This window comes from Myceligenerans halotolerans (genome assembly GCF_054782975.1).
Map to the genome: position 1 here is coordinate 1 of NZ_BAAGRL010000015.1, position 12505 is coordinate 12505.

Consider the following 12505-nt stretch of genomic DNA (forward strand, 5'->3'; position numbering starts at 1 on the left):
CATCCTCCGTGTGGTCCGGAGGCAACACCGGCATACCGAACCCGTCCACCACCTCCACGTCGTCGAACTGGCTCGCGGCCGGTTCCGTGCCGATCCCGTCCAGGTGACCAGCCCGCCCGGCCTGTCCAGGAAGCGCGCCGATGCCCGGCACCCGTCCGGTGCCCTCGTCGAATACCGAACCAGCCATGACCCGCACCCCCCTCCCGGCTTCAGTCTCCTCGCTGTTGTGTTCGATCCTATGCTTCATAGAGCGCAGCCGCCATCAGAAAGTTGAATCTGTGGATAACGTGCCTCATCGGCGCCAACCGTGCTCTCATTGAGAACGAGGCCACGACACCCACACGATCACCATCCGAAGGAGACGTTAGATGGACACGCTGACACGATCCGCCCTCTGCAAGGCGCCGGACCATCGGTGACACGCGCATCGTGCTCGGATACGTTCGGTTCCCATGACAGATGGGCAGACGTTCGTCGACGACCTGCTGGCGTCCGTCGGCGCCGACGACGGCACCGTCGACCGCGACGGAGTCGCGCTGCGCTGGTTCGGTGACACCTACCCGGGAGCCCGCGGTGCCCGACGCGGGTCCCGCGTCCGCGAGGAGGTCACGTTCGCGGCGCTCGCGGAACGTGTCGAGCGCACCGCCGCAGGCCTGCGGGCTGCCGGGATGCGGCCGGGCGAGCGCGTGCTGTTCAGCATCCGGCCGCGTCCCGAGGGCGTCATTCTCTGCCTGGCGGTGATCCACGCGGGCGGCTCCATCGTGTTCGTCGACCCGGGTTCGACGCCGGAGCTTTTCGAAGCTCGCCTTGCCGCGGCCGACCCGAGCTGGGCTGCCACGGAGGCGCTGCTGTACGTGGCGTCGTCGGGCCCGCTCGCTCGAGTGGCACGAGCACGGGGACTCCTCCTGCCGGACTACGCTCGCCTCCCGGTGCGACACCTCTACTCGGGGGCATGGCTCCCGGGAGTCCCGCTGGGAGCGCGGCGGGTAGCGCGGCTGGCTGCCGGACCGGCCACGCGCCAGGGCTCCACGGCCAGCAGCGCGGGCGGCCTCGGGGAGCAGGAGATGGCGGCGGGCCGCGACGTGGCAGCAGGTCGCTCCGTCGCGGCGGACCGCGATGTGGCCAGGGACGGCGACGTCGCCGGGGGCCGCGAGGCGCTCGTCGTCTTCACGTCGGGAACGACGTCGGACCCGCGGGCCGTCGTGCACACCACTGCCTCCCTGGGCGGCATGCTCAGCCTGTTTGCCCAGGTGGGAGACCTGCAGCCCGGGCGGCGTGCGCATACCGACCAGATGTTCCTCGGCCTGCCCGCGCTTCTGGCCGGTGGCACATGGGAGATCCCGGCGCGTACGCCCGCCGCCGACCCCGCAGCATTCGCCCGAGGGCTGTCCGGCGCGGATTCCTCGTTCGCGGTCCCGGCGGACGTCACGGCGTTCCTCGACGTGGTCGAGGAGGAACGCAGTGTCGCCAGTTCCGCCGCCGGTCCCGTCGCCGGTCGTGCCCGCCGATTGTCGAAGGCTTCCGGAGTGTCCCGCGGGTCCATGGCCCTCGCGCACGGACCGCGGGTGGTCCACGCGCACCCGCACGCCGTTGGTGAGGCCATGGCCTCTGCACGCGGGCCGCGGGTGATGGCCGTCGGGGCCGCGCCCGTGACTCCCGCGTTGATGGAGCGAGCCGGTCGAATCCTGCCCGGGACACGGTGGGTCTGTGTGTACGGCGCGACCGAGATGCTGCCGGCGGCCGTCGTCGATGGCGCGGACAAGGCCGCCGGTCGCGTCGCAACGGATCGGGCCACGTCGGGCGAGGCCGTCACCGTCCCACCACCCGCCGGAGACCTCATAGGTACCCCGCTCCGCGGCGTGACGGCCCGCATCGACGGCCCGGACGACGACGGCGTCGGCGAGCTCGTGATCTCGGGCCCGTCCCTCATGGCCGGCTACCTCGCCGACCTCGACGCGGGTGAGCCACCCGCCGTCGAACATCGCACCGGCGACCTCGCCAGGGTCGACGAGGCGGGCCGCCTCACCCTGGTCGGCCGCACCCGCGACATGATCATCCGCGGCACGGTGAACATCTACCCCGGCCTGTTCGAGCCGCGCATCCGGGCGTTGCCGGGCGTGGGCGAGGCGCTGATGGTCGGCGTCCCGATGGACGACGGCGACGAGCGCGTAGCTCTCGTCCTCGTCGCCGATCGCGACCACACGGCCGTCGCCGACCGTGACCACGCGCTGCCCGCCGATCGCGACGCACCCGCCGGCACGCGGGAAGCCCGCCGGCCGCCGTCGTCGGGCACGGCGAGGCCCGTGGAGAGGAGCCCCGCCGACAACGCGCCCCACTCCGTGACGCTCACGGAGAACACCCCGCTCGTCCGTGCCGTCGAGCCGCGGCTGCCCGGGATCCTGGACCACGGCGCCCTGCCCGACCTGGTCGTCGAGGCGCCCCATGTACCTCTGGCCGGCCGGTCCCGCAAGCCGGACCGGGCCGCCCTCGCCGCCGCGGCAGGACGGCTCGTGAGGAATTCCGTACACATGTGAGCGGTACGGTTCGGTTTGTCAGATCTGCGATCGAGGCACGTGGGGGAGCGCATGCGGGTGGCGGTGACCGGGGCGTCCGGGTTCGTCGGAGGTGCCGTGGTGCGCGACCTGGCCGCGCGTGGGCACCAGGTCCTCGCATGCTCGCGCCGCACGCCCGCCGGCCTTCCCGAAGGCGCCCGCCACCTGCTTTGGGACCTGCGTGACGGGCCGCTCGGAGGGCGGGCGCACCCCGGCGACGTCGACGCCGTCGTGCACTGCGCCGCCGCCGTGGGCGACGGCGGGTCGCGGGCCGCGGCCTGGGTGGTGAACGTCGAGGGGACGCGCGCCGTGCGCACGACGTTCGGCAAGGCGCGGTTCGTGCACATCTCGTCCGGCAGCGTGTACGACCCCGCCACACCGAGCGTCCGCATCCGTGAGGACGAGGGGCCGACGGCGGACCGGGGCGTCCGGCCCTTCAGCTATCTCAACGCCTACGGAGCCACGAAGGCCGCGGCGGAGCACTGGCTCGCCCTCGACGCGGCCGAGCCGGATCGCGGCCCCGTCGTCGTCCTGCGCCCGCACGCGGTGTACGGGCCGGGGGACACCACCCTGCTGCCCCGGCTGGAAGCGGCGCTGATCTCGGGCCGCTGGCTACCGCTGCCGGGCGGTGGCGCGACGCTGCACCACCTCACGCACGTCGCCACGCTCGCCGCGGCCGTGCGCGCGGCACTGTCGGCGGACCTGTCGCCCGAGATCGCCGCCGGCCTGCCGCTGGTCGCCAACGTCGCCGACGCCGCACCGGTGGTGCTGCGCCAGACCCTGGAACTGCTGATGCTCGCGCGCGGCCGGCACGTGCGCGTCGTCCCCGTGCCGGAGCGGGTTGCGCTGCGCGCCGCGACGGCCGCCGAACGGGTCGCGGCGCTGACCGGCGCGGAGCCGCGCCTGTCCCGGTACGCGCTGAGCCACCTGGCGATGGAGCGCACCTACGACCTCACCGTGCTCCGCGACAGACTCGGCGTCGACCCGCCGGACACGTCGATCGTCGGCGCGGGGTTCTGGTAACCGCCGAGGAAACCAGGACGTATCCAACAATGCCCTACCCTGTCCGGGTGAACCGGGCCGATAACTCGCAGGCCGCCGCGGCCGCCGTCGTCGAGACGCTCGGCCTGCGCAAGACGTACACGGGCGTCCGCGGCCGGACCGTCGCCCTCCACGGGCTCGACCTGCTCGTCCCGGCCCGCGGAGTACACGTACTGCTCGGGCCCGCGAAAGCCGGGAAGTCCACCGTCCTGCGGCTCCTGCTCGGGCACGCCCGCCCGGACGCGGGGGCGGCGCGACTGCTGGGCGTGGCGGTGCCCGACGTCGGCCGCGAACTGACCGGGCGCGTCGGCGCCGTCGTCGGCGAACCCGGGTTCCTCGACCGGCTGACCGGCCGCCGCAACCTGCTGATGCACCCGGCGGCCACGAGCAAGGCGCAGGTCGACCTCGCCCTCGAACGAGCCGGACTCGCCGACGCCGCCCTGGACCCCGTCGGCTCGTACGCGCCGGGCGCCCGGCGCCGGCTCGCGCTCGCCGCCGCCCTCCTGCCCGGCCCCGACCTGCTGGTCGTCGACGACCCGACCCGCGGCCTCGACCCCACCGGCGCCCGCGAGGTGCGCACCCTCCTGCGCAAGATCGCCGGCCGCGGCGTGGCGGTCCTCCTGACCACCGACGTCCTCGTCGAGGCCCAGCAGCTCGCCGACACGGTCACCGTCCTGGCCGGCGGCCGCGTCGTCGGCCACGGGCCCGCCACCGACGTCATCGGCGACCTCGCGACAGCGGTGCGGCTGCGGGTGGACGACGGTGATCGCGCCGTCACCGAGCTGAACGCCGCGAGGTTCCGGGCCCGCCGCGACGGCGACACGGTCGTGGTCGACGGCGTCGACGAGCCCGCCGACGTGACCAAGGCCCTCGCGCGCAAGAAGCTGTACGTCACGGAGATGACCACGCGCCGGGAGTCGCTGGAGTCACTCGTGCGACGGCTCGAGCCGGAGCCGGAGCCGGAACCCGAGACCGCCAGGCCGAGCCGCGCCGAGCAGCGCGCCGCTCGCAAGGAGGCGGAGCCGTCGCCGGACGCCACGCCAGAAGTCGATCAACCCTCGCGGCGCGAGCAGCGCCGCGCCGCGTTCGAGGCCAAGGTCGCCGAGAAGAAGGTCGCGTACGACGCCCGCGTCGCCGCACGCGAACAGGCGGCAGCCGAGAAGGAGGCCGCGCGGCAGGCCAGGTCCGAGGAACGACGGACGAAGCGGCAGCGCACTCGCGGCGGCACGGCGAAGGCGCTGCTCGGCGAACGCGCCGCGGAGACCGTCGGCGGCCAGACCATCGGCCGGGCGACCGCGGACGGGGCGACCGCGGACCCCGATCCCGACGCAACCCCCGACCCCGAGAAGAGCAACCCCGCGAAGAGCAGCCCCGAGAAGAGCAGCCCCGGGAAGAACGACAACAGGGAGGGCAACACGTAGATGCGCCTGCTGTTCAAGGAACTGCAGCGGTTCGCCGCCCGTCCCGTCGCCTGGTGGGTGGCCGCGGGCCTGCTCGTGTACGTCGTCACGGTGGTGGCCCTGGCCGCGTTCACCGACGACGGCGGCACGCTCGCTGAGGCCGTCGCGGACGGCGACGTCGCCGGCTACGCCCTCGTCCCTGTCCTCTTCGCGTGCGTGGCCGGAGCCCTCCTCGTCGCCGGGCCGGCCGGCGGGACGCGCGCGCTGCTCACGGTCGAACCTCGCCGCACCCACGTGTACGGGATGAAGGCCGCCGCGGCCGGACTGGCCGTGCTCCCCGGCATCGCCGCCGCGTTCGCGCTCCTCGCGGCCGGCCTGTGGGGCATCGACGCCGTCGCCGGCCCGCCGGACGGTCCAGGGACGACGGCGGACGCGGCCGGGCTCGTCCCGGGACTTGCCTGGTCCGGGGCGCGGCTCCTGGCGCTCGCGTCGTGCGCGGCGGTGGCCGGGGCCGCCGTGGGTGCGACGCTCGGGCGCTGGTGGGCGGCGATCCTGGTGGTGCCCGGAGCGCTGTTCGGGCTCGAGGCAGGCCTGGCGGCGCTGGGCGGCGATCGCTGGTCGCCGCTGGCGCACGCCCGGGTGTGGATCGCCGGGCCGGTGGCCGGGGAGGCGGGTCCGGTGGGGCCCTGGTGGCTGAGCGGGCTGTTCCTGCTCGGTGTCGTGGCGACCGTGACGACGCTCGGCCTGCTCGTGTTCCGGCGCCGCGAACTCCGCTGACCTGGCCGGGTGTCGTCGCGCGCCCGGCGTCGCCCGTCGTCGGACGTTCCACGCCCGCCGCCGCACATCTCGGATGGTGGGATCTTCGGCCCGGCAGGTGACACGCGCTTCATTTCGGCGTAACGTGCGTCACGTGCAGACGAACCTTGTAGTACTTATTCCTGAGCGCGCCGACTGAGGCCACTCGCAGGCTTCGTCAGTGCGCTCGCCCCTCGCCTGTCGTCCACGGACGACCGAGGGGTTTCTTGTTGTCCGAAACATCCGCAGGCATCCCCCGCAGGGTGCGATGGTAGGAGACCGAAATGACCGCCACACCGACACCGGCCCAGCTCGCGGCGCGCGCCGAGGCGCGTGAGCAGGTACGCGCGGACCTTCGCGCCAAGGCTGTCACCACCGAGGAGGTGACCGGGGCGAAGTCGATCGTCCGGTCCCTCGAGGAGGTCGGTGCCGAGGTCGTCTTCGGGATCCCGGGTGGCGCGATCCTTCCGGCCTACGACCCGCTCATGGACAGCGAGCGGCTCCGGCACATCCTCGTGCGGCACGAGCAGGGCGGCGGGCACGCGGCGTCGGGCTACGCCCACGCGACGGGCAAGGTCGGGGTGACGATGGCGACGTCGGGCCCGGGGGCGACGAACCTGGTCACCCCGCTCGCCGACGCGCACATGGACTCGATCCCGATGGTCGCGATCACCGGGCAGGTGGCCGCGGGGGCGATCGGGACCGACGCGTTCCAGGAGGCGGACATCGTGGGCATCACGATGCCCATCACCAAGCACTCGTTCCTCGTCACCGATCCGATCGACATCCCGCGCACCGTCGCGGAGGCGTTCCACATCGCCTCGACCGGTCGGCCCGGGCCGGTGCTGATCGACATCGCCAAGTCCGCCATGCAGGCGAACACCACCTTCTCCTGGCCGCAGGATCTCCAGCTGCCCGGCTACCACCCGGTGACCAAGCCGCACGCCAAGCAGATCCGCGAGGCGGCGAAGCTGCTGGCCACCGCCCGGCGGCCGGTGCTGTACGTGGGCGGCGGCGTGGTCCGCGCGGGCGCCTCCGAACTGCTGCGCAAGCTGGTGGACCTGTCCGGCGCGCCCGTGGTGACCACGCTCATGGCGCGGGGCGCGGTGCCCGACTCGCACCCGCAGAACCTCGGCATGCCCGGCATGCACGGCACCGTGCCGGCCGTGTCGGCGCTGCAGAAGGCCGACCTGATCTTCGCGCTCGGTGCCCGGTTCGACGACCGCGTCACGGGCAAGCTGGCCTCGTTCGCGCCGCGTGCCGCCATCATCCACGCCGACATCGACCCCGCGGAGATCGGCAAGAACCGCGCGGTCGACGTGCCGATCGTCGGAGACCTGCGCGAGGTGATCGGTGACCTCCTGCCGGAGCTCGCCAAGGAGCACGAGTCGGTCGGCAAGCCTGACCTCGAGGGCTGGTGGCGACAGGTCGACGGGTGGCGCGAGACGTACCCGCTCGGCTTCACGGAGACCGCCGACGGCCACCTCGCCCCGCAGCACGTCATCCAGCGGCTCGGCGAGCTGGCCGGGCCCGATGCGATCTACGCGGGCGGCGTGGGCCAGCACCAGATGTGGGCGGCGCAGTTCATCAGGTACGAGAAGCCGCGCACGTGGATCAACTCCGGCGGCCTCGGCACGATGGGCTACTCGGTGCCGGCCGCGATGGGCGCGAAGGTCGGCCAGCCGGATGCCGAGGTGTGGGCCATCGACGGCGACGGCTGCTTCCAGATGACCAACCAGGAGCTCGCGACCTGCACGATCAACGACATCCCGATCAAGGTGGCCGTGATCAACAACTCGTCGCTCGGCATGGTGCGGCAGTGGCAGACGCTCTTCTACAACGAGCGGTACTCCAACACGGACCTGCACACGGGTCACGGCACGGCGCGCGTGCCCGACTTCGTCAAGCTGGCGGAGGCGTACGGCTGCGAGGGCATCCGCGTGGAGAGCCCGTCCGAGGTCGACACCGCGATCAAGCGGGCCCGCGAGATCGACGACCGGCCCGTGGTCGTGGACTTCACCGTCTCGCGTGACGCGATGGTGTGGCCCATGGTCGCCGCCGGCGTGAGCAACGACGACATCCAGTACGCGCGCGGCATCTCGCCGGCGTGGGAACGCGAAGACTGAGCGAGGACGAGGAAGAAGAATCATGAGCCGTCACACCCTTTCCGTCCTGGTGGAGAACAAGCCCGGCGTGCTGACGCGCGTCGCCGGCCTGTTCGCCCGCCGCGCGTTCAACATCCACTCCCTCGCCGTCGGACCCACGGAGCACGAGGAGATCTCCCGCATCACCGTCGTGGTGGACGTGGAGGACCATCCCCTGGAGCAGGTGACGAAGCAGCTCAACAAGCTGGTGCATGTCATCAAGATCGTGGAGCTCGACCCGGAGTCGTCCGTCCAGCGCGAGCTGCTGCTCGTCAAGGTGCGGGCCGACGCCGCCGCGCGGTCCGGCGTGCTCGAGGTGGTCGAGCTGTTCCGGGCACACGTCGTCGACGTGACCCCCGACGCCGTGGTGATCGAGGCGACCGGCACGGACGCCAAGCTGAACGCCCTGCTCACGGCGCTGGACCCGTTCGGGGTCCGCGAGATCGTCAAGTCCGGAACCCTCGCCATCGGCCGGGGCCCGCGATCCATCACCGACCGCGCGCTGGAGCGCGTGGTGCGGTCGGCATGAGACCGCCGCTCCCGTAGCGGAGCGGCGGGCTTACGCTGCGAAGAACTCACGTAACGTCGATCCAATCCACATCGATCAAGGAGCAAGAACCGTGGCTGAGCTGTTCTACGACGACGACGCCGACCTGTCGGTCATCCAGCAGAAGAAGGTGGCGGTGATCGGCTACGGCAGCCAGGGTCACGCGCACTCGCTGAACCTGCGCGACTCCGGTGTGGACGTCACCGTGGGCCTGCGCGAGGGTTCCGCCTCCCGGGCCAAGGCCGAGGACCAGGGCCTCAAGGTGGCGGGCGTGGCCGACGCCGTGCGTGACGCCGACGTGGTCGTCATCCTGGCCCCGGACCAGGTGCAGCGCCTCGTGTACGCCGACGAGATCGCCCCGAACCTCAAGGAAGGCGCGGCCCTCGTGTTCGGCCACGGCTTCAACATCCGCTTCGGCTACATTAAGCCCGAGGCCGGCCACGACGTCTTCATGGTCGCCCCGAAGGGCCCGGGTCACCTGGTGCGCCGCGAGTACGCCGACGGCCGGGGCGTCCCGGTGCTGGTCGCCGTCGAGCAGGACGCGTCGGGTCAGGCGTGGCAGACCGCGCTCTCCTACGCGAAGGCGATCGGCGGCCTGCGTGCCGCGGGCATCAGGACGACCTTCACCGAGGAGACCGAGACCGACCTGTTCGGTGAGCAGTCCGTGCTCTGCGGTGGCGCGTCGCAGCTGGTCCAGTACGGCTTCGAGACGCTGACCGAGGCCGGCTACCAGCCGGAGATCGCCTACTTCGAGGTGCTGCACGAGCTCAAGCTGATCGTCGACCTGATGGTCGAGGGCGGCATCGCGAAGCAGCGCTGGAGCGTCTCCGACACGGCCGAGTACGGCGACTACGTCTCGGGCCCGCGGGTCATCTCGCCCGAGGTGAAGGAGAACATGAAGGCGGTGCTCGGCGACATCCAGAACGGGAAGTTCGCCGAGCGGTTCATCGCCGACCAGGACGCCGGCGCGCCGGAGTTCAAGGAGCTCCGCGCCAAGGGCGAGGAGCACCCGATCGAGGAGACCGGGCGCGAGCTGCGCAAGATGTTCGCCTGGATCAAGCCGTCGGACACGGACTACGTGGAGGGCTCGGCGGCCCGCTGACGCGGGCTGGTTCCTGCCCACGCGGGTCTGCCGCCCGAAGAACACCGTTGCCAAATACCGTTGCCGTCGGTCCCGATCCCGGGACCGACGGCAACGTCACGTCAGTGCTGGTTATCGTACGGAAGGCCATGCTCGGCGGGTGAAAGATTGTTTGTTGGATGCATCATACTAAATGTCCGAGATATCGGTTGTGTCGAGGTGGGGGCCATGGCCTAGGGTCGCTGACTAGCGGATTCGTGATCTCCCTCGGGTGCATGAGCCCGCCCTGTAGGGTCTCGGGCCTTCCTTCGACCTGAGACCGTCCGTCTCACGAAAGGGCAGTGATGCTTCGGAAGGTGTGGGGGAGCTTGTCCCTCGTACTGGTTATGGTCATCGGGGTCGGTGGTGTCGCGAACGCTGCCTACGCTCACCGAGACACGTACATCTCTGGGTGGTTCACCGGGATCTCGTCAAGCACGTGGTACGACCCGAACGGCGACAGTCTCGATACGAAGATCCAGCTCTACGGCTGCCACCACGGCGACAACGGCAAGTATGGATGGCCCAAGGCTACCTACGGAACGCTCCGGGTGATGCGAGCTGACGCAGGTCCTGATACGAACTACGGTTCGAAGGGGATCCCCTGCACGCTCACGACGCGGGGAACCAAGTACTGGAACGTCTCCGGCGCGTACAACTTCTACTTCACGCTCGTGAACTACACGAACACCGACTTCAAGTTCTACGCCAACGACGTCGACATCTACTGGTAGAGGGCGGGCACTGTTGCTGGAGTTTCGTGACGTGTCGTTCGGTTATGGGCGACGTGGAAGGCTGGTGCTCGACAGCTTCACCTGGAAGGTGCCGTCCGGGCGGACGGTCCTGTTGGGCGCCAACGGTGCGGGCAAGTCGACGGTGCTCGGGATCGGCTCCGGGGCGCTCACGCCCCGGAGCGGGTCCGCGACGGTCCTTGACACGGCATACGCCGAATCCCGGCGTGCGCCAGTGCGCAAGGCACGTCGCGCGCTGCTGACGGCAGTGGGTTGGATGCCGCAGGATGTGCGCGCGATGAGCGGACTCACGGCGCGGGAACAGGTGGCCTATGCGGGATGGCTAAAGGGCCTGCCGAAGAAGGCGGCGTGGGAGACGGCGGCGACGGCCCTGGACGACGTCGGGCTCGCCGACAGACATGATGCGAAGGCTTCCACCCTGTCCGGTGGACAGTTGCGGCGTGTCGGGCTCGCCGAGGTGCTCGTGTTCGATCCGCGGGTTCTGCTGCTCGACGAGCCGACCGTCGGCCTCGACCCAGCGCAGCGAGCGCGCTTTCGGGAGGTCATCACCGGCCTCGAAGGAACTCGCCCCGTCGTGGTCTCGACGCACCAGGTGGACGACCTGGACGAGCTTTTCGATCATGTCGTCGTGATCCACCGTGGATCGATCGCCTTTGAAGGCACTGTGGATGCATTCCTCGATCATGGCGAAGGACGCGATCTGACGCGTCGTGCTGAGTCGGCGTACCGCACCCTGACCTCGGGGGCGACCCCGTGAGGTTCGGGTCGCGTCTGTGGGCGTCGGGCGTGGTCTGGCTGGCGCCCCTTGCCGTCGGTGTAGGTGTCGCCTGGCTGTTTCTCAGCGGAACCTACGGGTATCCGAGCCTGATCAGCGCCGGCGCGAACGGTGCGTGGGTGGGCGCCGAGATCTCTACGGTCATCGCGTTCGGTGGCGCCGTCAGCGGCGTGCGCTTGCGGCAGGCGCGCTGGGACACGAGGCCCCACGCTCGAGCTCTTCCGCTCGTACTCGCGGAGATGCTGTGGCCGCATGTCGTTTGCGGGGCGATCGCCCTCCTGGCCGCGACCGGACTCGCTCTGGCAGAGATGCGCGTCGTCGGCGTGCCGAACCTCTGGCCCGTCTTCGCCGAGATCTTCGTCGTTGCGGCCGCTGGGGTCTTCGGGTGTGCTGCGGGCGTCCGCCTCGCGGCGCCGGTGGCATTGCTCGGCGCACCGGCGGCGTGGTGGTTCGTGCTGGCGTTCCGCGCCTCGGTGGAGCCCGCGTGGATTCGCCACCTCGGCGGCGTCGTGGACTGCTGTGAGTTGTACGAGACCGTCAACCCACTGGTTCTCGCGGCGACCGCACTGACGGCGATCGCTGCGATCGTGGTCTGGTACCTGGTGATCGATGGACGACGTGCCGGGTCCGCTGGTGAGGGGTGGAAGATGCGGGGTGCGTGGGGTGGGGTTGCCGTAGCTCTCGTCGTCGTCGCGGTTGTTCTGGTTCGCCCGCTCGACTGGTCGCCGGCGATCGCGCGTTCCGGTCAGCTGGCATGCGCTGGTGATGCGCCGCGCGTCTGTATGTGGCCGGAACAGGCGGAACTGCTCGACAGGGTCGCGGACACCGCCCACGACACGCTGGCCGGGGTGCACCGCGGAACCGGCGTGCCTGTGCCGACGACACTGACGCAGGACCACGGCGTCGTCGTGTCCGATGAGGTGAGGGCTTTCACGCTGACCGCTGCGGAGTCGCGCGAGAGTCTCATCGTCCAGATTGCTTCTGCCGCGGCAGTGCTGCCCGAGTGGACGTGTCTCGAGAGCGTCGAGAAGCGGCCCGGATGGTCGGGCTGGGCGCCCGAACCGATGGAGGCGTCGTCGTACAGCCCGGACTACGTGGTGAACGCCTGGTGGTCGGTCAAGGGGCTGGCCGCCGCCGCGGCTATGAACGAGGCCGAAGCGGTTGATCAGGTCGTGGGCATCGAGACCACGGACGACCGGCGTGCGCTCGATCAGGTTCTGGCGCTGCCTGTGTCCGAGCAGGCCCGTTGGGTGGACCAGGCGCAGCGAGCGTTCGCGGCGTGTGATCCGGAATCGGTGCCGAGTCTCCCCGGGGGCTGGAGATGACCTGGTATCTCATGGCGCGTCGCGCTCGTACGTTGGTCGCGGTCCAGTTCGGCG

The 12505-nt window shown here is 71.0% G+C and carries 11 protein-coding genes; 10 read left to right on the top strand and 1 reads right to left on the bottom strand.

The window, feature by feature from the left end:
- Nucleotides 1-187, bottom strand: a 187-nt coding sequence (locus ACYVK5_RS11475; RefSeq protein WP_460704977.1) for a hypothetical protein, incomplete at its 3' end; no start/stop codon positions are given.
- A gap of 265 nt (nucleotides 188-452) precedes the next feature.
- On the opposite strand from ACYVK5_RS11475, the gene ACYVK5_RS11480 reads away from it, so the two are divergent.
- The 10 genes from ACYVK5_RS11480 to ACYVK5_RS11525 all read left to right on the top strand — a co-directional run bounded on the left by ACYVK5_RS11480 (nucleotide 453) and on the right by ACYVK5_RS11525 (nucleotide 12451).
- Nucleotides 453-2534, top strand: coding sequence for a class I adenylate-forming enzyme family protein (locus ACYVK5_RS11480; protein WP_460704979.1), 2082 nt, complete (start codon nucleotides 453-455; stop codon nucleotides 2532-2534).
- A gap of 39 nt (nucleotides 2535-2573) precedes the next feature.
- Nucleotides 2574-3575, top strand: a complete 1002-nt coding sequence (locus tag ACYVK5_RS11485) for an NAD-dependent epimerase/dehydratase family protein (RefSeq protein WP_460704981.1) — start codon at nucleotides 2574-2576, stop codon at nucleotides 3573-3575.
- Nucleotides 3576-3622: 47 nt separating this feature from the next.
- A complete protein-coding gene (locus ACYVK5_RS11490) occupies nucleotides 3623-5014 on the top strand; it encodes an ATP-binding cassette domain-containing protein (RefSeq protein WP_460704983.1) in 1392 nt (463 codons plus the stop codon).
- Entirely contained in the window at nucleotides 5015-5770 is a 756-nt protein-coding gene (locus ACYVK5_RS11495) for a hypothetical protein (protein ID WP_460704985.1), read from the top strand.
- 302 nt (nucleotides 5771-6072) lie between these two features.
- The gene (locus ACYVK5_RS11500) at nucleotides 6073-7914 is read left to right on the top strand and encodes an acetolactate synthase large subunit (protein WP_460704987.1); all 1842 of its coding nucleotides are present in this window, start codon (nucleotides 6073-6075) and stop codon (nucleotides 7912-7914) included.
- 22 nt (nucleotides 7915-7936) lie between these two features.
- Nucleotides 7937-8461 carry an acetolactate synthase small subunit gene (gene ilvN, locus ACYVK5_RS11505; RefSeq protein WP_460704989.1) on the top strand — a complete coding sequence of 175 codons (525 nt, stop codon included), beginning with the start codon at nucleotides 7937-7939 and terminating at the stop codon, nucleotides 8459-8461.
- A 91-nt stretch (nucleotides 8462-8552) separates the two neighbouring features.
- Complete coding sequence (ilvC, locus tag ACYVK5_RS11510; RefSeq protein ID WP_460704991.1) at nucleotides 8553-9581, top strand: ketol-acid reductoisomerase; 1029 nt, start codon at nucleotides 8553-8555, stop codon at nucleotides 9579-9581.
- Nucleotides 9582-9928: 347 nt separating this feature from the next.
- Nucleotides 9929-10333 carry a hypothetical protein gene (locus ACYVK5_RS11515; protein WP_460704993.1) on the top strand — a complete coding sequence of 135 codons (405 nt, stop codon included), beginning with the start codon at nucleotides 9929-9931 and terminating at the stop codon, nucleotides 10331-10333.
- 64 nt (nucleotides 10334-10397) lie between these two features.
- Nucleotides 10398-11108: an ABC transporter ATP-binding protein gene (locus ACYVK5_RS11520; protein ID WP_460704995.1), complete on the top strand. Its 711-nt coding sequence runs from the start codon at nucleotides 10398-10400 to the stop codon at nucleotides 11106-11108.
- Nucleotides 11105-12451, top strand: coding sequence for a DUF7224 domain-containing protein (locus ACYVK5_RS11525; protein ID WP_460704997.1), 1347 nt, complete (start codon nucleotides 11105-11107; stop codon nucleotides 12449-12451). Before ACYVK5_RS11520 ends, ACYVK5_RS11525 begins: the two co-directional genes overlap by 4 nt.
- Nucleotides 12452-12505: the final 54 nt, after the last annotated feature.